At 50.5% G+C, this 21,882-nt stretch carries 18 protein-coding genes; 12 read left to right on the top strand and 6 right to left on the bottom strand.

All coding sequences use genetic code 11. The features are described 5' to 3' along the window. Positions 1-24 precede the first annotated feature (24 nt). On the top strand, positions 25-1,551 hold the full coding sequence (locus GCE9029_RS20335; protein ID WP_062666398.1) for a CYTH and CHAD domain-containing protein: 1,527 nt from the start codon (positions 25-27) through the stop codon (positions 1,549-1,551). A 33-nt stretch (positions 1,552-1,584) separates the two neighbouring features. Here the strand turns inward: GCE9029_RS20335 and GCE9029_RS20330 are convergent, their stop codons facing one another. Then, complete coding sequence (locus GCE9029_RS20330) at positions 1,585-2,367, bottom strand: potassium channel family protein (RefSeq protein WP_062666396.1); 783 nt, start codon at positions 2,365-2,367, stop codon at positions 1,585-1,587. 151 nt (positions 2,368-2,518) lie between these two features. On the opposite strand from GCE9029_RS20330, the gene GCE9029_RS20325 reads away from it, so the two are divergent. Both GCE9029_RS20325 and glnE read left to right on the top strand, forming a co-directional pair. Continuing rightward, a complete protein-coding gene (locus GCE9029_RS20325; RefSeq protein ID WP_062666394.1) occupies positions 2,519-4,117 on the top strand; it encodes a methyl-accepting chemotaxis protein in 1,599 nt (532 codons plus the stop codon). A gap of 92 nt (positions 4,118-4,209) precedes the next feature. Then, positions 4,210-7,062 carry a bifunctional [glutamate--ammonia ligase]-adenylyl-L-tyrosine phosphorylase/[glutamate--ammonia-ligase] adenylyltransferase gene (gene glnE / locus GCE9029_RS20320; RefSeq protein ID WP_062666393.1) on the top strand — a complete coding sequence of 951 codons (2,853 nt, stop codon included), beginning with the start codon at positions 4,210-4,212 and terminating at the stop codon, positions 7,060-7,062. A gap of 108 nt (positions 7,063-7,170) precedes the next feature. Here glnE and lpxL read toward each other — a convergent pair whose 3' ends face one another. After that, positions 7,171-8,100 (bottom strand): LpxL/LpxP family Kdo(2)-lipid IV(A) lauroyl/palmitoleoyl acyltransferase, encoded by a 930-nt coding sequence (lpxL, locus tag GCE9029_RS20315; RefSeq protein WP_062666391.1) that lies wholly within the window; start codon positions 8,098-8,100, stop codon positions 7,171-7,173. Positions 8,101-8,303: 203 nt separating this feature from the next. Here lpxL and hldE point away from each other — a divergent pair, with 203 nt between their 5' ends. Then, a complete protein-coding gene (gene hldE, locus GCE9029_RS20310) occupies positions 8,304-9,740 on the top strand; it encodes a bifunctional D-glycero-beta-D-manno-heptose-7-phosphate kinase/D-glycero-beta-D-manno-heptose 1-phosphate adenylyltransferase HldE (protein WP_062666389.1) in 1,437 nt (478 codons plus the stop codon). A gap of 72 nt (positions 9,741-9,812) precedes the next feature. On the opposite strand, the gene tolC is transcribed toward hldE, so the two are convergent. Further along, the gene (gene tolC, locus GCE9029_RS20305; RefSeq protein ID WP_062666381.1) at positions 9,813-11,129 is read right to left on the bottom strand and encodes an outer membrane channel protein TolC; all 1,317 of its coding nucleotides are present in this window, start codon (positions 11,127-11,129) and stop codon (positions 9,813-9,815) included. Positions 11,130-11,385: 256 nt separating this feature from the next. On the opposite strand from tolC, the gene nudF reads away from it, so the two are divergent. From nudF to idi, 8 genes are all read left to right on the top strand, one after another. Continuing rightward, positions 11,386-12,021 carry an ADP-ribose diphosphatase gene (gene nudF / locus GCE9029_RS20300; RefSeq protein WP_197475408.1) on the top strand — a complete coding sequence of 212 codons (636 nt, stop codon included), beginning with the start codon at positions 11,386-11,388 and terminating at the stop codon, positions 12,019-12,021. A gap of 25 nt (positions 12,022-12,046) precedes the next feature. Beyond that, positions 12,047-12,475: a DUF1249 family protein gene (locus GCE9029_RS20295; RefSeq protein WP_062666376.1), complete on the top strand. Its 429-nt coding sequence runs from the start codon at positions 12,047-12,049 to the stop codon at positions 12,473-12,475. 45 nt (positions 12,476-12,520) lie between these two features. After that, positions 12,521-13,345 (top strand): 3',5'-cyclic-AMP phosphodiesterase, encoded by an 825-nt coding sequence (gene cpdA, locus GCE9029_RS20290; protein ID WP_062666720.1) that lies wholly within the window; start codon positions 12,521-12,523, stop codon positions 13,343-13,345. A 3-nt stretch (positions 13,346-13,348) separates the two neighbouring features. Further along, positions 13,349-13,927 (top strand): esterase YqiA, encoded by a 579-nt coding sequence (gene yqiA / locus GCE9029_RS20285; protein ID WP_062666373.1) that lies wholly within the window; start codon positions 13,349-13,351, stop codon positions 13,925-13,927. A 97-nt stretch (positions 13,928-14,024) separates the two neighbouring features. Further along, positions 14,025-15,917 carry a DNA topoisomerase IV subunit B gene (parE, locus tag GCE9029_RS20280; protein WP_062666370.1) on the top strand — a complete coding sequence of 631 codons (1,893 nt, stop codon included), beginning with the start codon at positions 14,025-14,027 and terminating at the stop codon, positions 15,915-15,917. A 28-nt stretch (positions 15,918-15,945) separates the two neighbouring features. Then, positions 15,946-18,240, top strand: coding sequence for a DNA topoisomerase IV subunit A (gene parC, locus GCE9029_RS20275; RefSeq protein WP_082804404.1), 2,295 nt, complete (start codon positions 15,946-15,948; stop codon positions 18,238-18,240). Between the two features lie 183 nt (positions 18,241-18,423). Continuing rightward, positions 18,424-19,149: a 1-acylglycerol-3-phosphate O-acyltransferase gene (locus GCE9029_RS20270; RefSeq protein ID WP_002537628.1), complete on the top strand. Its 726-nt coding sequence runs from the start codon at positions 18,424-18,426 to the stop codon at positions 19,147-19,149. 95 nt (positions 19,150-19,244) lie between these two features. After that, a complete protein-coding gene (gene idi / locus GCE9029_RS20265; RefSeq protein ID WP_062666368.1) occupies positions 19,245-19,781 on the top strand; it encodes an isopentenyl-diphosphate Delta-isomerase in 537 nt (178 codons plus the stop codon). 88 nt (positions 19,782-19,869) lie between these two features. Here idi and GCE9029_RS20260 read toward each other — a convergent pair whose 3' ends face one another. From GCE9029_RS20260 to pyrB, 3 genes are all read right to left on the bottom strand, one after another. Further along, a complete protein-coding gene (locus GCE9029_RS20260) occupies positions 19,870-20,259 on the bottom strand; it encodes a RidA family protein (RefSeq protein WP_046304083.1) in 390 nt (129 codons plus the stop codon). Between the two features lie 167 nt (positions 20,260-20,426). Then, entirely contained in the window at positions 20,427-20,894 is a 468-nt protein-coding gene (gene pyrI / locus GCE9029_RS20255; protein WP_062666365.1) for an aspartate carbamoyltransferase regulatory subunit, read from the bottom strand. Between the two features lie 15 nt (positions 20,895-20,909). Continuing rightward, complete coding sequence (gene pyrB / locus GCE9029_RS20250) at positions 20,910-21,839, bottom strand: aspartate carbamoyltransferase (RefSeq protein WP_062666363.1); 930 nt, start codon at positions 21,837-21,839, stop codon at positions 20,910-20,912. Between the last annotated feature and the right edge of the window lie 43 nt (positions 21,840-21,882).

Genomic DNA, 21,882 nt, shown 5'->3' with positions numbered 1-21,882 from the left:
CTGCTATTGGTTATGGGTACCTTTATGGAAACTGAGATAGAGCTAAAGTTTTTTGTCTCAACCGATTTTTCACGCCAAATTCGAGACAAAATTACTGATTTAAAGGTATTGCAGCAACGCCAGCGAGACCTCGGTAATATCTACTACGACACCCCGGATTACCTGCTGCGACGCCATGATATTGGGCTTCGTGTCAGGCGCTATGACGATGTGTTCGTGCAAACACTGAAAACCGCAGGCCGCGTTGTTGCAGGACTTCACCAACGTCCGGAATACAATGCAGAACTGGAATCTCCAGTTCCTGATCTTTCACTGATTCCCGCTGATGCTTGGCCAGAAGGTTTAGACATCGAAGCACTCAGTGCCAACCTGAATCCTTTGTTCTCTACAGATTTTGAGCGCCAGCAGTGGCTGCTTGCGATGCCTGACAGCAGTCAGGTGGAGCTAGCTTTCGACAGCGGCGAAGTCACTACTGAGAACGGGGGCTACGACCCGATTTGCGAAGTTGAGCTTGAGCTGAAGTCTGGTCAGACAGATGCGCTGTTTGTGCTGGCGCGAGAGCTGGCAGAAAACGGCGGTTTGCGTTTGGGCAATCTGAGTAAAGCGGCCCGAGGTTACCGTCTGGCGACTGGCTATGAAGGTGATCCGGTGAAACCGCTGACCATGGTTCATGTTAGCGGCCTGATGTCGGTAGAGCAGTCGTTTGTTAAAGCGCTCGAGCACGCGCTTGATCACTGGCACTACCATGAGCAGGTCTACGTGGAGCGTCCTGAGCAGGAAGCCATCTTTGAGATGTGCAACGCCGTGTCGCTGATCCGCCAGGCTCTGGTGCTTTATGGTGGTTTGATCCCGCGTCGCGCCAGTGCACTGCTTCGTCAGGAGCTGCAATGGCTGGAAGGGGAACTGGATTGGGTTTACGAGGGCCGGGCTATTGAGCGCTTGCTCGACGATAAAGGTCACTTTCTGCGTAAACTGAACGCGCAAAAGCCATTGATGGCAAAGCTTTCAGATCGCTATGACGAATTGCCAGAGCGTGCTGAAGTGTTGGAGCTATTGCACTCAAGCCGTTATTGCAACCTGCTGCTTGATTTGAGCCGCTGGATCCTGACTCGTGGTTGGCAACCGTTCCTGGATGACAAAGCCCGTGAAAAATTGGGTGAGCCTATTCGCCAGTTTGCTAACCGCTCGCTGGCCCAATCCTGGGATGAGCTTTTGAGTGTCTTCGCGGAAGGCAATGAGCTGGATCGCTTTGCTTATCTGGATCAGCAGCCGCGCCTGAACCGAAACCTGATGTCAGGGTGTTGTGTCGCTGCCTTATTTGAGACTGAAGAGCGGGAAACTTTCCGTCTTCCTTGGCTTGATCTGCTGCAAGGCATTGAAGACTTTCAACTGCTTGAGCCTGTGAGAAAGCTGGCTGATGATGAAGATTTGGATGAGGATGATCGCGCGCAGATCGAAAAATGGCTGGGTCGCAAGGAAGAATCTTTGCTGCATGCCATGATGCAATCGCGTCAGATTGGCCTACAGCTTGAACCCTATTGGGATATCTAAATTCTGAATGTTTAAAAATAGCGCCTGATGGCGCTATTTTTTTGCTTGCTGCGAAGGTGGTTTGTTCTCCAGCTTGGCTTCAATTGCTGTAAGGCGTTCCAATATTTCAGTTTGCTGCGTGAGAATAAGTTCCAACGCTTCGCGGCGGCGTTCTTCTCTTTCCTGCGCTTTCTTCTCTGGCTTGGTGACATAGGAAGTCACAAGGCCAGTGATAGCACCAAAAATACCAACACCACACATAATCACTATTACCGCGACAGCGCGTCCTGCCGGTGTCACAGGGTAGTAATCGCCGTAGCCTACGGTAGAAATAGTGACAAACACCCACCAGATAGCATCAGTCAGGCTAGTGATGTTGGCCTCGTCTGAAGGGCTTTCGAGTGCGAAAACCGCTGCAGAGCCTGTGGAAACAAGAACCGTCAGCAGCAACAGAATGGTCGCCATGGTGGTTTCGTTCCGGTTTTCGCTCATGTAAGTGAGCAGTGACTGACTTTGCTGAATAAGACGGATTACGCGGAATATTTGGAAAATGCGGGCGAAACGTAGTGCTTCAACCACAGGGATGCTGGCGAGAATATCTATCCAATGTGCTTTCAAATAAGTGACTTTGTTATCACTTTTAAGAAGATGTAGGGCGATTTGTAGCAAAAATATCAGACAAATCAGCGTATCGATGCCTAGCAATAAGGTATAAAGAGGGTCGCTTTTAGGCAGCAATAAAATGGTAGTGACCACACAAAGTGAGACAAAGGAAAGCAACAGACTCAACAATCCCATCGGATTCAGATCTAAGTTTTTCGTTTCGGTCTCGCTCATCACTCAATAAACAACCTGTGCTGCCGTTAGTTTTTTAGGGTTTAGCATCTCCACCGAAGTTAACGCTCGACAGATACCTAACCCTATTCCGCTTGCTTTCTCTCTACTGTATCGCAGTTTACGCGATGCAACTATCAAGGAGTCATCGAGAATGTCACAGATGATATTCAGGCCTTGGGAAAAGGCCGTTGCCAACATCAAACTGGTTCCCAAACTCATTCTTTTAATGGTTTTCAGTACCTTGCTATTGGTGGCAAAACAGTTGTGGGACGCCAATACGTTTCGAGACTCTGTCAGTGAGGTCACTGAAGCGCAAAGCCATAGTCTGGCATTGCGAAGTGCTGAAATGGCAAAAGAGCTTCTGAAAGAAGAGAACGGCACATCGCTGCTTCAGCGTGTGGTGAGCCGAGAAAACGCGACCAGCGAAATTAACCAATACATCTACTTCACCAACCGTAAAACCGGTGAAGTTCTGGCGCATCCAAGCATCCGTAATTTTGATGGATTGAACCTGCCACTTGAAAATGGCCGAATGCTGACAGAAGTGATTCGAAATACTCAGGGTGAATTTACCTACCATCTTGCTAACGAAGGGCGTCATGGCATTGCCGTGCCTGTAGGAAACACGGATTGGCTGTCCATTTCTTCCCAACCAGATTCCGCGGCTGAACAATACTACAACGCTTATCTGATTCAGGTGGCATGGCAAACCGCGCTTATGATTGTTGCCTTTATGGTCATACTGCTGGGCGGCTCTAACCTGATGCTTCGCCAAATCAATTGCTTGATCGACGGTATGCGTAATATGGCTCAGAAGAATCTGAGTGTGCCAGTGGTGATGGACTGCAAAGACGAGTTCGGTGAGCTGGCGCGTGAACTGGAAAAAAGCCGTATTCAACTGTCGAGCGTGATTAAAACGCAGCGTCACTCTTCGGAAGAATTGTCTGATATGGCTGAGGTGATGAGCATCAGCATGGACGAGACCCGCGAATCTGCCAAAGAGCAATTCGGTGAGATCGACCAGTTGGCGTCAGCAATGAGCGAAATGACTTCCACAGTACAAGATGTTGCGGGCCATGCGCGTGCAGCTTCACAGGCGACAGAAGCATCCCGCGAACAGGTGGCGAACGGTCAGCAGTACGTGAGCAACACGATTTCGACTATCAACAAGCTGTCTGATGATATCCGCGAGTCAGCGAGCGTAGTCAATCAGGTGGAAGAGCGCGTTGAGAAAATCAGTTCTGTTGTAGTGACCATTCAGGGGATTTCAGAGCAGACCAACTTGCTGGCACTTAATGCCGCGATTGAGGCAGCGCGTGCTGGTGAAATGGGCCGAGGCTTTGCCGTGGTAGCCGATGAAGTGCGTAACCTGGCGCAAAACACTCAGAAAGCCACTTTAGAAATTCAGGATATGATCACCCAGCTTCAGTCTTCAGCTCAGCAGGCGGTTGGCCTGATGGAGCAAAGCGTGGTGGAAGCCGTGGAAAGCGTAGAGTCAGTCAGCAAAGCGGGCGAAGAGCTCAACCTGATTGTGGAGCAAATCTCCCAAATCAACGACATGAACTTCCATATCGCCACCGCCGCAGAGCAGCAAGCCTCAGTGGCTGATGAGATGAATCAGAATCTGACCAATGTCCGAGAGCTGGTGGAGGCGTCTGTGACTGTGGTGACTGAGCTGGCGGAAACCTCAGAAAGCATGCAGGGCAATGCAGAAAAGCTTGATCTGAAAATCAAAGAGTTCGCAGTTTGATTTCCGTTTAGGAATGAGGAAGCCCACCGATTGTGTGGGCTTTTTTTATGATATTTTAAGGTTAACTAGAAAGCTCAAAGGAAAGATCACCGATGTCGCTTCCCACGGAACTGGATGCTTGCGCAACTCGCGCTATCGACACTCTGGCTGAAAAACAGCCTGATAACCTTGAACAATGGCAAGGTGCTGACAGGGAGACCCTTTCCCGCACATTGGCACTGAGCGACTTCATCAATGAATCGGTGCTTCATGACGAAAACCTGCTGCCTTGGTTAAAGGATAATCTCGGCTCCGGTCTTCGTATCGCGCAATACCGTAAACTGCTGAAAGAGCAACTCGATAGCCAGCAGGATGAAAATAGCCTATTGCGTGAGCTTCGCCGTTTCCGTCGACGTGAGATGGTTTGGCTGGCATGGCATGACTTTAACGACGCCATTTCCCTTGATGATGGTCTCGCCCATCTCTCTAAACTGGCAGAAGCCATGATCATGGAAGCTTACGGCTGGCTTTACCGTTTCTGCTGCAATGAGTGGGGAACGCCCTGTGATGCAGACGGAAATCCACAGCCAATGTTGATCCTCGGCATGGGTAAGTTGGGCGGCGGCGAGCTGAATTTCTCTTCTGATATCGACCTTATTTTTACATACCCTGAGAACGGCGAAACCCAAGGCGCGCGTCGCAGCATTGCCAATGCCCAGTTCTTCACCCGTCTCGGTCAGCGTTTGATCAAAGCGTTGGATCAGCAAACGTATGATGGTTTCTGTTATCGCGTCGACATGCGCCTTCGCCCGTTTGGTGATAGTGGCCCATTGGTCATGAGTTTCGCGGCGCTTGAAGATTACTATCAGGAGCAGGGACGAGATTGGGAACGTTACGCGATGATCAAAGCGCGGGTGATGGGGAAAGAGCAGTTTGCCTGTTACCAGACTCTCCGTCAGATGCTGCGTCCTTTTGTGTTCCGCCGATATATCGATTTCAGTGCGATCCAGTCTCTACGTCGTATGAAGGCGATGATCCGCAGTGAAGTGCGTCGCCGTGGCCTGACAGACAACATTAAGTTGGGGGCGGGTGGTATTCGTGAAATCGAGTTTATCGTCCAGTCTTTCCAGCTTATCCGAGGCGGTCGCGATCCGATTTTGCGTAAACGTGGCCTTTTCATCACTTTGAATGCGATTCGCGAACTGGAGCTGCTGCCGGAGAAGGAAGCTGACACGCTCGAAGCATCATACCGCTACCTGCGTAGAGTAGAGAATTTGCTGCAAGCCATTGGTGATAAACAGACCCAAACCTTGCCTGATAACGATCGTGATAGGTTGCGTCTTGCCGTGGCTATGGGTGAAACGGAGTGGGACGCGCTTCGTGAGAAGATTGCTTTCCACATGCAGGGTGTCCACGACATCTTCGATAATCTGATTGGCGACGAAGAGGAAAACGAAGAAGAGAAGATCGGCGCTGAATTCAGTGAGATCTGGGATGCTGCACGTGATCCTGACTTGGTCGAGAAGATCCTGAGCGACATGCAGGCACAAAGCGCTGAAGATCAGGCCAAAGCATTGCTGCGATTCAAAGAAGAGTTAGCAAAACGCACTTTGGGCCCTCGAGGTCGTGAAGTGGTGAACCGCCTTATGCCTCTGATGCTCAGCCACATTGTGTGCCGTACAGATGCAATGGCGGTGCTTGAGCGGGTGCTCAAACTGCTGGTTCGTATCGCGACGCGTACAACGTACCTGGAACTTCTCGATGAGCACCATGGAGCAATTACCCAATTAGTACGCCTTTGCAGTGCAAGCCCAATGGTGGCCGAGCAACTGGCGAATTACCCTATCCTTCTGGATGAACTTCTGGATCTGCAACACCTTTACAATCCAACGCCACTCGATCAATACCGCAACGAGCTGTTTGATTTTCTCGCCCGTATTCCGGAAGAGGATATGGAACAGCAAATGGAAAACATCCGCCAGTTCAAGCAAACCCAGCTGCTCCGTATCGCAGCGGCTGATATTGCTGACGTACTGCCAGTGATGAAGGTGAGCGATCACTTAACCTATTTGGCGGAAGCCATTGTGGAAGCTGTGGTGAATCAGGCCTGGTATCAGATGACGGAAAAGTACGGGCAACCATCTCACCTGTCTGGCCGAGATGGCCGTGGCTTTGCGGTAATTGGTTACGGCAAAGTTGGAGGCATTGAGCTCGGTTACAACTCAGACTTGGATGTGGTGTTTGTGCACGATTGCCCGGATAACACCTACACTGACGGCCCGAAAGAGATAGACAGCCGCCAGTTCTATCTGCGACTGGCTCAGCGTATCGTCCATCTATTTTCTACTCGGACAGCATCAGGCGTGTTGTATGAAATCGATACCCGCCTTCGCCCCTCTGGTGCTTCAGGAATGCTGGTGACAACGCTCGAGTCGTTCGAAGAATACCAAAACGAAGAGGCCTGGACCTGGGAGCATCAGGCGCTGGTGCGTACCCGTTTGGTTTATGGTGATGCACTGCTGACAAAGGGCTTTGCAGATGTGCGTAAGCGCGTACTGACGAAAGAGCGCGACGTTGATGCCCTGCGTAAGGAAGTGGTCGAGATGCGCCATAAAATGCGCGACCACCTTGGTAGCAAAGAGAAGGACAAATTCCACATCAAACAGGATCCGGGCGGGATTACTGATATTGAATTTATGACCCAGTTCTTCGTGCTGGCGAATGCCAATGACGAACCAGCATTGACCCGATGGAGCGATAACGTCCGCATCCTTGAAGACATGGCACAAGCGGGCATTCTCAGTACGCCGCAAGCACTAACCTTACGGGATGCTTATGTTGCGATGCGCGATGAAATTCATCGTCTGAACCTACTTGATGCGTCTGTGGAAGTTGAAGACAGTGCGTTCATAGCAGAGCGCGAAGCGGTGAAAGCGGCTTGGGAAGAGTGGATGGAGCCTGTGTAAAACAGGCCCTAGGAAGAGTAGGATCTAGAGCCTAGGAAATGAAAAAGCGGCTACTGATTCAGTGCCGCTTTTTGCAGAATTACTCGCAGGATCTAGCCCATTGATAACTCAGTCATATAGCGAGGGTTCGCCTTCAGGACGGCTCTTGAATCGGCGGTGCAGCCACATGTACTGCTCAGGCGCACGCATGATCGATCGTTCCACAAACTTATTGGTATAAACCGCAGAGGCTTCGGCATCATCGTAAGGGAAAGCTTCCATTGGCGGATCCAGTCTCATGGTGTAGCCAGTGCCTTCACGGTCTCTCGTGATGGTGAATGTAGCGACTTTACATTTGCTGGCAGAAGCAAGCAGGTGTGTACCCGTCGTAGTGCAGGCTTTTTCGACCGCAAACAGTGGCGCCCATGCATAGCGGTGACGGCCATAGTCATGGTCCGGTGCATACCAAACCAGCTCGCCTTGGCGCAGGCGTTTGATCATCTGCTTCACGTCGCGACGATCAATGCATTTGTTCTCGCGGGTTCGGCCACGGTATTGGAACCAGTCGTAGACCGGGTTAGTGTTAGGTCGGTATACACCATAACCAGAAGTATGAACCCCGAAAGCGCGGGCACCCAACTCTAAGTTAAATGAATGCACTGCTACCACCAGTACACCTTCATTGTTGGCTTTGAACTCTTCGATTTGCTCAAAACCTTCGTATTTCATGTGTTTCTTGATACGCCATGCTGGCCAGAACCATGCCATGCAAGTTTCAAAAAACGCTAAGCCCATATGCTGGAAGTTTTCCTTCAGCAAGGCTTCTCGTTCACCGCCTGTCATCTCCGGGAAGCAAAGCTCCAGATTTCGCGAAGCAATCTTCTTGCGGCTTTTGAAGAACTTCATGATCAGCAAACCAAGCTTCCGGCCAAGGAAGCGTTGCACGCGATAAGGCATCCAACTTATTAGGAACATCAACCCGACACCAATCCAGGTGTGCCAATACTTAGGATGTAGTAAGGACCATTGGAAAGTGGGCGCTTCAGAATTGTTGCTCATAGCGTTGTCGTGTTTCCTGAATCAAGCGAGAAAATAAGGTCGTCATTGTATACCGAAACTTTTGAAATAGTCAGAGTTCGTCAACAAGCTATCTTACTGTAGCAATTGAAAGACATAGAAGAAGTGAGTTGTTGCCCGCATGGCTGTTGCAGTGATGTGTTTATGGTAATATCGCCGACGTTCCTTTTTCCCTGGAGAAAACAATGAAACTGACTTTGCCTGATTATCAGCAAGCCGACGTTCTGGTTGTTGGAGATGTCATGCTTGACCGCTATTGGTATGGCCCAACGGGACGTATCTCTCCGGAAGCTCCGGTACCGGTCGTTAAAATCAACCAGACTGAAGAGCGTCCAGGCGGTGCTGCCAACGTGGCGATGAATATCGCAGCGCTGGGTGGCAAGGCACAACTGATTGGTTTGGTAGGCCAGGATGAGCAAGCGCAAGTGCTGAACAACACGTTGAGCTCGCTGAAAGTGGAATGTGATTTTGTTGGTTTGGAGAATTTTCCGACCATCACCAAATTGCGTGTAATGAGCCGTAACCAGCAGTTGATTCGTCTGGATTTTGAAGAAGGCTTCCACGATGTAGACGTTCAGCCAATTCTTGAGCGTATTGAAGCGGCACTGCCAAAAGCCAAGGCTATGATCCTGTCGGATTACGCGAAAGGCGCACTGGAAAATGTTCAGCCTATGATCCAACTGGCGCGTCAGGCAGGTGTTGCTACGCTGGTCGACCCGAAAGGTGCTGACTTTGAACGCTACCGTGGTGCAACGTTGCTGACGCCAAACATGAGCGAATTTGAAGCTGTTGTGGGTACTTGCCGCACGGAAGAAGATATTGTTGAGCGTGGTTTGGCGCTTATCGAAAAATTCGAATTCGAAGCTCTGCTGGTAACCCGCAGTGAAAACGGCATGACTTTGCTTCGCAAAGAGCATGAGCCACTGAACCTGCCAACGCTGGCAAAAGAAGTGTATGACGTGACAGGTGCGGGCGATACCGTGATTTCGGTGCTGGCGGCTTCTTTGGCGGCAGGCAAGCCTATCGAAGACGCCTGTGCGCTGGCAAATGCTGCCGCTGGTGTCGTGGTTGGCAAGTTGGGCACATCCACTCTGTCTACCATTGAACTGACGGAAGCTGTGCATGGCAGCCATCATTCTGGTTATGGTGTTGTCACTGAAGAACAGCTGAAAGCAGCAGTGCAGATGGCTCAATCCCGTGGTGAGAAAGTGGTGATGACGAACGGATGTTTCGACATTCTGCATGCTGGCCACGTGGCGTACCTAAATGAAGCAGCAAAACTGGGCGATCGTCTGATTGTTGCCGTGAATACTGACGAATCTGTGCGTGGACTAAAAGGTCCTGGTCGTCCGGTAAATCCTACCGATCGCCGCATGGCTGTATTGGCAGGTCTGGGTGCTGTGGATTGGGTTGTACCATTCGGTGAAGAAACGCCGCAACGTCTTATCAGTGAAGTGCTGCCTAATCTCTTGGTGAAAGGCGGCGATTATAAGCCTGAAGATATCGCTGGCGGTGAAGAAGTGATTGCCGCAGGCGGTGAAGTTCGCGTGCTGAATTTCGAAGACGGTTGCTCAACCACAGAGATCATCAACTCTATCCTAGGCGGTCACAACAAGGCTTAACCCCTTTTTGTGGCAAAGTGAGTTGGAAACAAAAAAGGCGCCTTAGGCGCCTTTTTGATACTTACCGAAAAGTTATTTTTTCGGTGGAAGCAGACCGTTGTTGATATCAACCAGATCTTGTTCGTTCAGCGTGCCCACCGCTTGACGCAATTGCAATACGCTGATGATGTAATCGTAACGTGCATCCGACAGGTTACGGTTCGCATCGTAAAGGCGACGGGTCGCATCCAGTACGTCTACGATAGTACGGGTACCCACTTCGAAGCCGGCTTCTGTTGCTTCCAACGCAGAGCGCTGTGAAACCACGGTTTGTTCATACGCACGAAGTGCACCGATGCTGGCGTTGATGTTGTTGTAAAACGCACGAACATCTTTCACAGTCGAGCGGTATGTACCCTCCAACTGCTCAGACGCAGCAACATAGTTAAACTGCGCTTCTTTCACGCCAGCGCTGATAGTTCCACCACTGTACAGAGGCATGTTGAAGTTGATACCACCCCTCAGTTCACTGTTATCTATATCGTTAGAGGAATTAGAGCGGTTTTCTTGATTGGTATAATTATAACCTGCATCAAATGTCAGAGAAGGTAGGTGGCCAGACTCTGCCAGGCTAATACGCTCCTTCGCTGCATCGCGAGAAATGCGCTGTGCCAGCAGGCTCAGGTTGCCCTCTTCTGCTTGCTTAACCAGCTCATCGGCAACTTGTTCTGGGCGGGTGGCAGAGAAAGTTTTAGTGTTCAGTACGTAGAGGTCAGCATGACGGGTGCCAGTGATCTCACGAAGTTCTTCGTAGCTGTTGGAAACCTGGTTTTCAGACAGAATTTCCTGAGCCAGCACGGAGTCATACTGTGCTTGTGCATCATGCACGTCAGTGATTGCAGATAGACCCACTTCAAAGCGCTGCTTGGTTTGTTCTAATTGACGACCAACTGCAGCTTTCTCTGCGCGCACGAAAATCAGATCATCAATAGCGCGAAGCACATTGAAGTATGCTTGTGAGACACGAAGCATAAGACCTTGTTGTTCTGCCGCATAAACTGCATCAGCCTGACGGGCAGTAATTTCTGCGATATCAAGGTTAATCCAGCTATTCTGCTCGAAAAGCTCTTGGCTAAGAGTAATGCCGGCAGTCAGTGTGTCGGTGTCATTAATACTGTCATCGCTGTTGCGAGACAAATTGTAGCCTGCGTTAAGGTTAATTTGTGGCAGCAGCGTACCGCGGTTGGTATCGACAGCAGCAAAAGCAGCGTCTTTAGTTGCAGCGGCTTGTAGAAGTTGTGGGTCGCTTTGTTTCGCCTGCTCGTAAACCTGAATCAAATCGTCAGCGCTTGCCAGGGGAGCGGCAGTGCCTAGCGCAACCCCGATAAAAAGGGGGAGCAATTTTTTCATAATAGGTAGTCCCTGAACTTATCGTTATCTCGTCAATTGCCAATAGGTGTCCGACCCTAGTGTAAACTATGGATGCTTACTTGGAACTGACAATGTGATGGTTTCTTGAGAAAAATTGATTGTAAAACCATCTGAACCATAAAGATATTCAAATAATTCTGCAATCCATACCAAAAAAGTGAAGGTATGACATTGCGGCTCCACATTTCGACCATTTATCATTTGCTCCCCGTTTGCAGGAATAAAGGGATATTCCGTGCCACAGCAAAATACACCATCCCAATTTGGGAAAGACGACGTCAAAATTGAAGCAAACGACGTTGTCTATAATGGTTACTTTAAGATGGTGAAATATCGCTTTCGTCATCGACTTTTTGCCGGTGGCTGGAGTGATGCCATTGAACGCGAGCTATTCGAGCGAGGCCACGCCGTCGCGATGCTCCCTTATGACCCGGTGACTGACAAGGTTGTGATGGTTGAGCAAATCCGCATCGGAGCAATGATGGCAAGCGATTCTCCCTGGCAGTTAGAGATTGTCGCAGGGATCATCGATAAAGATGAATCCCCAGAGGAGGTCGCTGTGCGCGAAGCGGATGAGGAAGCAGGGCTTTCTGTCAGTAAGCTCGAGCGAATGACCAGTTACCTGTCGAGTTCAGGAGGGTGCTCTGAACGCATTCATCTGTATCTTGGGCTTGTAGATGCGTCGAATGCTGAAGGCGTTCATGGTTTGCCGGAAGAAGGCGAAGATATTTTGGTACATGTGGTGCCGTTTATCACAGCAATGCAATGGATAAAGGAAGGCAAGGTTGAAAACGCTGCTTCTCTTATTGCGCTGCAATGGCTGGCACTTAACCGTGATAGGGTTCGCGCGGAGACATCCAACATTGGGTGAACACGCAGCGATTGGGAATAAGGGTATGTTGAGGCAAGGGTACAGAGTCGACTTGAATGCGCTGATGCGTATGTACGAGACCAATTACGCTAAATTGCTAAGACTGATGCCGCGTGACGATAACGTGGGGGACTCCTGCGTTTATGAAATCCAGGGACATGAGTTCCAGATGGATATCGTAGAGTCGACGCGTTACACCACCTTGCTCGATATTTGGCAGCGTGGTGAAGTGCCCCAATATTTGCGACCCAGACTCACAGTTCGTATGTATCATGATGCACGTGTGGCCGAAGTGTGTACCACACAGCAGATTTCTCGCATCCAGCCGCGCTATGATTATCCGAACCCGCGTATGCACCAGAGAGATGAGAAGCATCAAGTGAATGCTTTTCTTGCTGACTGGTTAGCGCATTGCCTGCAAAACGGTATAACAAAACAGAATATAATTTATTAGTTTGACGTGCATGAGCGCGTATTTACGATCAGGGTTTTCAAGACGTTGCGGATAAGCCATCTACCAAGCCAACACAGCCAGACCGTCCGGTTGTTACAAATTACAGATACCCATCTCTTTGCTGATCCTTATGGTTGTTTGCTTGGGGTGAATACGGCTGCGAGTTTTCAGGCAGTAGTCGGTGAAATCCAATCCAGTCAGGTTGAGTTTGATGCCATTATCGCGACCGGCGATATTTCCCAGGATCACACCGCCGAGTCCTATCAGCGTTTTGTTGATGGTATTGCTCACTGGTCGCAGCCTTGTTTCTGGCTCCCGGGCAATCATGATTACCAACAGGAAATGCATTCCATTCTTGCGCAATCGACGCTGCAACGTTGCGATAGCGTGTTAGTTGGAGAGCATTGGCAACTGGTGGTATTGGACAGCCAGGTGAAAGGCGTGCCGCATGGACGTCTCTCTGACGAGCAACTTTCTCTGCTTGATATCGCGCTATCAACAAACAAAGACCGTCATACATTGGTGCTACTTCACCACCATCCGCTCCCCGCTGGCAGTGCATGGCTGGATCAACACCAACTCCATAATCAGGAAGACTTCTGGGCGGTGGTTGAAAAGCACAACAATGTGAAAGGCGTGGTGTGTGGCCACATTCACCAAGCGCTGGATACCGAACATAAAGGTCGTCGCGTCATGGCGGCACCTTCAACCTGTATTCAATTCAAGCCTGATTCTGATGATTTTGCACTGGATTCTACTAATCCAGGTTGGCGCGAAATTGAATTACATCAGGACGGCACCATTATCACCCACGTAGGACGACTTAAGGGCACGGAATTTCAGCCTGATATGAATTCAACAGGCTACTAAAATATGAAGCCCTTGCTCCTCTACATTCATGGTTTTAACAGCTCGCCGCTTTCTGCGAAGGCAGAGCAGATGCGGGCTTGGTGCGAATTTCATCGTCCAGACATAAAGCTGGAAGTTCCCCGTCTCGCCTGTTACCCTGCCGAAGCCGCACACCAACTCCAACATATAATTGAAACCTTCAAAGGTGACTATCAGATAGGTTTGGTTGGTAGTTCTCTCGGTGGCTATCTATCGACATGGCTAAATGCCCATTATGGGTTTCGTGCCGCGCTGGTGAACCCAGCGGTAAAGCCTTATGACTTGTTGGCCGATTACCTCGGGCCTCAGCAAAATCCTTACACCGGAGAAGAGTACCTGCTTGAGCCTCATCATATGGATGAGTTGAAAGCCTTGGATGTGGATGTGATTTCTCATCCAGAGACACTCTGGTTGCTGCAGCAAGAAGGCGATGAAGTGCTTGATTACCGAGAGGCCGTCGCTAAATACCAGGGTTGCAAGCAAACTGTTGAAGCAGGTGGCGATCATGCTTTTGTCGGATTCGACAGATACCCCGCTGAAATCATTCAATTCCTGGGACTGTGACCACAACTCACAGAATAACCTCGTTAGCTGTGACAATATTTGACAAGCTAGCGCGGCATCACTGACCATGTGACAAAATTTAGAAAACCATTCATCTATGACAGAGCAAGTTTATAACGCGGGATCCATTGAAGTTCTCAATGGTCTTGAGCCGGTGCGTCGTCGTCCCGGTATGTATACAGACACGACCCGTCCAAATCATCTCGGTCAAGAAGTTATCGACAACAGTGTCGATGAGGCATTGGCGGGACATGCACGTAAAGTGGAAGTCATCCTTCATGCGGATCAGTCCCTTGAAGTGATTGATGACGGCCGTGGCATGCCGGTGGACATTCACCCGGAAGAAGGGGTTTCAGGTGTAGAACTGATCCTTTGTAAGCTCCACGCCGGTGGCAAATTCTCCAACAAGAACTATCAGTTCAGTGGAGGTTTGCACGGTGTGGGTATTTCGGTTGTAAACGCCCTGTCTAACCGTGTCGAAGTCTCGGTAAAACGTGACGGTCAGGTGTATGAAATCGCCTTCGAACATGGCGATAAAGTACAGGAACTGACAGTAACCGGTACTTGTGGGCGCCGTGCAAAAGGCACGCGTGTTCACTTCTGGCCAGATTCGAGCTACTTCGACTCACCAAAATTCTCGGTTTCCCGTCTGAAAAGCATTCTGAAAGCCAAGGCCGTACTTTGTCCTGGGCTTGAAATCGTCTTTACCGACAAGAACACTGATGAAACCACCAAGTGGTGCTACGAAAGTGGCCTGAAAGATTATCTGGCAGAAGGCGTAAAAGGTTACGAACTGCTGCCGGCAGAACCATTTGTAGGTGAATTCAATGCGCCACATGAAGCGGCCGATTGGGCAGTTATCTGGTTACCGGAAGGTGGTGAGCTGATTGCTGAAAGTTACGTTAACTTGATACCAACCGCTCAAGGCGGTACGCACGTGAATGGCCTTCGTCAGGGCCTTCTGGATGCAATGCGCGAGTTCTGTGAATTCCGCAATCTGTTGCCACGCGGCGTTAAGCTGACAGCTGATGATATCTGGGATCGCTGTGCCTACGTGCTGTCTGTAAAAATGCAGGATCCGCAGTTTGCGGGCCAGACCAAAGAGCGTCTGTCATCGCGTCAATGTGCTGCATTCGTATCAGGCGTCGTAAAAGACGCGTTCAGCTTGTGGCTGAACGAGCGTCCGCAACTGGCGGAACAACTGGCAGAAGTTTGTATTGCTAATGCGCACCGCCGTATGCGCGCCGCGAAGAAGGTAGTGCGTAAGAAAGTGGCGTCAGGCCCAGCACTGCCGGGCAAGCTGACAGACTGCTCAATGCAGGATCTGGCGCGCACTGAACTCTTCCTCGTCGAGGGTGACTCGGCAGGTGGTTCTGCCAAGCAAGCCCGTGACCGTGAATTTCAGGCCATCATGCCGCTTCGCGGTAAGATCCTGAACACGTGGGAAGTTTCAGCTGATCAGGTTTTGGCCTCTCAGGAAGTTCACGATATTTCTGTAGCGCTGGGTATCGACCCGGACAGTGAAGATCTGAGCGGCCTGCGTTACGGCAAGGTTTGTATCCTCGCCGATGCGGACTCGGATGGTCTTCACATTGCCACACTGCTTTGTGCGCTATTCGTGAAGCACTTCCAGGCGCTGGTGAGAGCTGGTCACGTGTATGTGGCAATGCCACCGCTTTACCGTATCGATTGCGGCAAAGAAGTGTATTACGCACTGGATGACGAAGAGAAAGCGGGCATCCTTGAGCGTTTGAGCCAGAAGCGCGCCAAAATCGACGTACAGCGATTTAAAGGTCTGGGTGAGATGAACCCACTGCAGCTTCGCGAAACCACCATGGATCCGAATACCCGCCGTCTGGTTCAGTTGACCATTGACGATCAGGAAGAAACGGATCGCATGATGGACATGCTCCTGGGTAAGAAACGCGCAGAAGACCGCCGCCACTGGTTGCAAGACAAAGGCGACATGGCTGAGCTGACCGAAGTTTAAGCAAGAATTTTAAGATCGGACGTTTTCAATGACTGATATCACTTATGACGGTGTCGAACAGCTTCCGCTGAGGAAGTTTACTGAGGATGCATACCTCAACTATTCGATGTACGTCATCATGGACCGTGCACTGCCTTTTATCGGTGACGGCCTGAAGCCGGTACAGCGCCGCATTATTTATGCGATGTCTGAGCTTGGCCTGTCGGCAACTGCCAAATACAAGAAATCTGCCCGTACCGTCGGTGACGTGCTGGGTAAGTATCACCCACACGGTGACTCCGCCTGTTACGAAGCCATGGTATTGATGGCGCAGCCGTTCTCTTACCGTTACCCGCTGGTTGATGGTCAGGGCAACTGGGGTGCGCCAGACGATCCGAAATCCTTCGCGGCGATGCGTTACACTGAATCGCGCCTGTCACGTTTCTCGGAAGTGCTGCTGTCTGAATTAGGACAAGGCACTGTTGACTGGCAGCCAAACTTCGACGGCACCATGAAGGAGCCGAAAGCGCTGCCTGCGCGTCTACCGCATATCCTGCTGAACGGCGTGACCGGTATCGCAGTCGGTATGGCGACTGACATCCCACCGCACAACGCCCGTGAAGTGGCAAATGCGCTGGTGGCGTTGATTGATACGCCAAAACTGGAGCTGGATGACCTGCTTGAGCATGTCAAAGGCCCGGATTATCCGACCGAAGCCGAAATCATTACACCGCAGGTAGAGCTCAAGAAGCTGTACCGCGATGGTCGTGGTTCCATCAAGATGCGTGCTTGCTGGCACAAAGACAACGGCGATATCGTGATCACCGCGCTGCCGCATCAGGTTTCCGGTGCGAAGCTTCTGGAGCAAATCGCTAACCAGATGCGCGCGAAGAAATTGCCGATGGTCGACGACTTGCGTGACGAGTCGGATCATGAAAACCCGACCCGTATTGTGATTGTTCCACGCTCAAACCGTGTGGATTGCGATCAACTGATGAACCACCTGTTCGTTTCAACAGATCTGGAAAAGAGCTACCGCGTTAACCTGAACATGATTGGTCTTGATGGCCGTCCTCAGGTGAAGGGTCTGGTTAGAATCCTGACTGAGTGGCTGGAATACCGCCGCGAAACCGTGCGTCGCCGTCTGCAATACCGTCTGGACAAAGTACTGGCCCGTCTGCACATCCTGGAAGGTTTGTTGGCTGCGTATCTCAACATTGATGAAGTGATTGAGATCATCCGCACCGAAGACGAGCCGAAAAAAGAGCTGATGAGTCGTTTTGACCTCAGCGAGAAGCAAGCCGAAGCGATCCTTGAAATCAAACTCCGCCAGTTGGCAAAACTGGAAGAGATCAAGATCCGTGGCGAGCAGGATGAGCTGAACAAAGAGCGCGAGCAACTGGAAAAGCTGCTGGGTTCTGAGCGCCGTATGAATACCCTGCTGAAGAAAGAAATTCTGGCAGATGCTGAAAAGTACGGCGACGATCGCCGCTCGCCATTGATTGAACGCGCTGAAGCGAAAGCGATGACAGAGCGTGATTTGATCCCGAGCGAGCCAATTACTGTGGTTCTGTCTGAAAAAGGTTGGATCCGTCATGCGAAAGGCCACGATGTTGATGCGACCACGCTGAGCTATAAGTCTGGTGATAATTATCTGGCGTCCGCACGTGGTAAGAGTAATCAGCCCGCTGTGTTTATCGGCACTGATGGCCGCAGCTACGCACTTGAGTCGCACAGTCTGCCCTCTGCGCGTAGTCAGGGTGAGCCGATTACTGGCCGCTTGAACATCACAGCAGGTACGACAGTGCGCCATGTGATGATGGGCGAGAACGATCATCTGGTGCTGATGGCGTCAGATGCGGGTTATGGCTTTGTGTGTAAGCAAGACGACCTTCTTTCGAAAAACCGCAGCGGTAAAGCCTTGTTGAGCCTGCCTCAAGCTGCTGAAGTAATGGCACCACAACGTGTGTTTGATATCGACAATGACGATATCGTCGCTATCACTAATGAAGGCCGTATGCTGGTGTTCCCGGTGAAAGAGCTGCCTCAACTGGGTAAAGGTAAAGGTAACAAGATCATCAACATTCCTTCTGCGCGCGCGAAAGCCCGTGAAGAGCTGTTGGCGCAATTGTTCGTTATTCCACAAGGCTCAACCGTGACTCTGCATGCCGGTAAGCGCAAGCTGTCATTGAAACCTGCGGACATGGATAATTTCCGTGGTGAGCGCGGCCGACGCGGCTCTATGCTGCCACGAGGTTTGCAGCGAGTAACGGCTATCGAGGTGGTGACACCAGACACATCGTCGGCAGAAACCTCAGCGCCAGATATTCCGGAAGCTGAATAGGAAAAAGCCCTCTACGGAGGGCTTTTTTTCGTCTTGTTAACCGAAGGTTGATGATTTTTGTCAATGCATGCGTATACTAGTCGCAGCCAATTTAAGCGAACAAGTGTACGCTGTAATTTTTACCCGACCGCCCCAGGCCAACAGCCTGATTCTTTGCGGCTAAATGGTGTTAGGAGAATTTGAATGTACTTTATACTGCGACTGCTGGCTGTCGCGTTGTTTGCGATTTTCATGCTTGTATTCGGTTGTGGTTACTGCCTGTTCAGCCCGAGAAATCCAAAGCACGTTTATACTTTCGGCCGCATGTTTGGCAAGCTTTCTTCTCTGTTTGGCATCAAGCTTGACCTGCGCCAGTCCGAAGCATCAAAAGACGTTGGCACCTGTGTTTACATCGCTAACCACCAGAGCAACTGGGACTTGGTGACCGTATCAAATGCTGTTCGCCCGCGCGCCGTGACCGTGGGTAAGAAAAGCCTCGCATACATTCCTATTTTCGGTACCTTGTACTGGTTGACCGGTAACATCCTGATTGACCGCAACAACCGTAGCAAAGCGGTTGGTACCATTGGCCAGGTGGTTGACCAAATTAAAGACAATGACGTTTCTGTTTGGTTGTTCCCTGAGGGTACGCGCTCACGCGGCCGCGGTCTGCTGCCATTCAAAACCGGTGCGTTCCATGCCGCCATCGGTGCAGGCGTGCCTATCGTTCCTATCGTTTGTAGTTCAACCAAGCACCTGAGTGCTTCACGTGGCGATAACGGGCACATCATTGTGGAAGTGATGGATCCGATTTCTATCGAAGGCTATGACAAAGACAATGTGCGCGAATTGGCGAAGAAGTGTCATGACATCATGGCGGCTAAACTGGCAGAACTGGACGCGGAAGTAGCCGAGCTCAACAAGAAGTAATAAACTACTCAGTAACAATGAACGAAAGGATACGCAGATGCGTATCCTTTTTGTGTTTTAAGAAGCCTCTGATTTGTAAGAGAAGTAAGACAGGTATGCTGAGAGATCAGGTTGTTCTGGTAACAGAAAATGGCGAGCCAACGGGGCTTGCCGAAAAACTGGCTGCGCACGAGCAAGGGCTTTTGCATCTGGCTTTTTCGGTGATGATTTACCGGGAAACGCCGCATGGCCGTGAATACCTGCTCCAGCAAAGAGCGATGGGTAAGTACCACAGCGGTGGGTTGTGGACCAATACCTGTTGCTCGCACCCTATGCAGGGGGAGTCTTTTGAAGCTGCAGCGAAGCGTCGCTTGAACGAAGAGCTTGGCATTGTTGCGCCGCTCAGCTTCGAGATGGGCGAGTCTTTTTGCTATCGCGCTGAGCTTGATAACAATCTGACTGAGCATGAGTTGGACCAAATCATTGTCTGTCAGGTAGACGATGTCACCCTGGTTCCCAATCCTGATGAAGTGATGGACTGGCGCTGGTGGCCTCAGCAGGAAATGAGTGCCGCAATGGGCAACAAGCCCGAGCAGTTTACGGCTTGGTTCCATGAAGTTGTCGACAAGATTGAAGTGCAGTTGGCGGCTTAGCAGTTTTGCTCAGACAATAAAAAAGCGACCTTTTCTTTTGGTCGCTTTTTTCATTCTCGTTCAATCAAAGTCATGCGACCTAGAAAGATTATTTGCGTACCGCGATCGCTTCGATTTCGATACCAACATCTTTAGGCAGACGAGCGACTTCAACACAAGAGCGTGCTGGGTAGTGTTCTACACCGTGCTCGTCGAAGAATTTGCCATATACCTCGTTAACAGTACCGAAGTCGTTCAGATCTTTTACGAATACGGTCAGTTTAACGATGTCGCTAACAGTCAGGCCTGAAGATTCAACAACTGCTTTCACGTTTTCCAGAGACTGGCGTGCTTGAACAGCGATGTCCGCTGACACTTCACCAGTGACAGGGTTCACTGGGATTTGGCCTGAAGTCAGTACCATGTTACCCAGATCGACGCCCTGAATGTATGGGCCAATTGCTGCTGGAGCGTGTTCAGTGTGAAGCACTTTAGTCATTTACCAATCCTTCATTCAATGTTTTTCGGTAGGGTGGTTAGTCTGCATGGCGACTCGCCCGACGTAAACCCAATTCCATCACATTTTATACCCGACACCATGTAATGTTCCGCTCATGGACAAGAAAAGCCAGCGCAAAGGCTGGCTTTTTTGCGCAGAGAAAACGATCAGTGGCTTTCTGTCATGATTTCGCGCGAGAACACCTTCTCACAGTATTTGCACTTTAGGTGGATATCGTCAGTTTTCTCAATCACGTTGAAGCTGCTCTCAACGGCTTTTTCGTCGTGAGTGATGCAGTTGGAGTTAGGACAACGGAACACACCCAGAATGCTCTTAGGCAGCGTCAGGGGGATTTTGGCGACGACTTGATAGTTCTCGATTTGGTTGACGGTAGCTTTAGGGGCGTAGAGTGCCAGTTGTTGCGCCTGCTCTTCAGACACGAAGATGTTTTCAATCTTGATCAGATCTTTCGCACCCAGTGCTGAGGAAGGCAGGTTCAAACCCACGGTCACGCGTTCGTTGGTTTTGTGCAGCTTAAACAGCTTCATGACTTTAAAGCCGACATTTGCAGGGATATGGTCGATAACTGTGCCGTTCTTGATGGCTTCAACCTGTAATTTGTGTTCTTTAACCATGTTGTTTCTCCTGCCTTAAACGCTTCCGTTGATAACCAGTGCCAGTAATGCCTGACGCGCATACACCCCATTTTCCGCCTGCTCGAAGTAGTAGGCGTAAGGGGTTTTGTCGACTGCGACCGTGATTTCATCTACGCGCGGCAGTGGGTGAAGCACCTTCAGGTTATCGCGGGCATTGGCAAGCTGTGGGGTGTCGAGAATAAACGCCGCTTTGATGTGTTGGTACTCGGACTCGTCAAAACGCTCTTTCTGAACACGCGTCATGTACAGAATGTCGAGTTCCGGCACGACGTCTTCGATGCTGGTGTGCAGGCTGTAATGGATGCCTTGCTCGTCCAATTCTTCCAGAATGTAGTCCGGCATCGCCAGTGCTTCTGGTGCGATGAAATAGAACTGGTTGTTATCGAACTTCGACAGTGCCTGAGTCAGAGAATGCACGGTGCGGCCGTATTTCAGATCACCAACCATGGCCACTTTCAGGTTGTCCAAACGCCCTTGGGTTTCGTAAATGCTGAAAAGGTCCAGTAGGGTTTGGGTTGGGTGCTGGTTGGCGCCATCGCCGCCATTAATCACAGGCACACCTTTGGAGAACTCTGAAGCCAGGCGGGCAGCACCTTCTTTCGGGTGACGCATTACGAATGCATCAACATAAGAAGAGATGACCTGTACCGAGTCAGACAAGGTTTCGCCTTTTTTACCGGAAGACGTATTTCCGCCATCCGGAAAACCAATGACTGTGCCACCAAGACGCTGAACCGCTGTTTCGAAAGACAGGCGGGTGCGGGTTGATGCCTCGAAGAAGCAACTCGCGACTACCTTGTTCTTCAACACGGTAGGGTTCGGTTCCGCTTTCAGTTTGCCGGCAGTGTCGACGATAAGTTCCAGTTCTTCGCGGGACAACTCCGGGATGGAGATGATGTGTTTATTGTGCAGCGAGGTCGCCATGTCTTCTCTTCCCTTAACAAATTCCATGCGTTGGCTGGGTGAA

Source organism: Grimontia celer (assembly GCF_900055185.1).
Classification (GTDB): Bacteria; Pseudomonadota; Gammaproteobacteria; order Enterobacterales; family Vibrionaceae; genus Enterovibrio; species Enterovibrio celer.
Note: the sequence above shows the minus strand (reverse complement) of the source record. Positions and strands in the feature narration are given on the sequence as shown.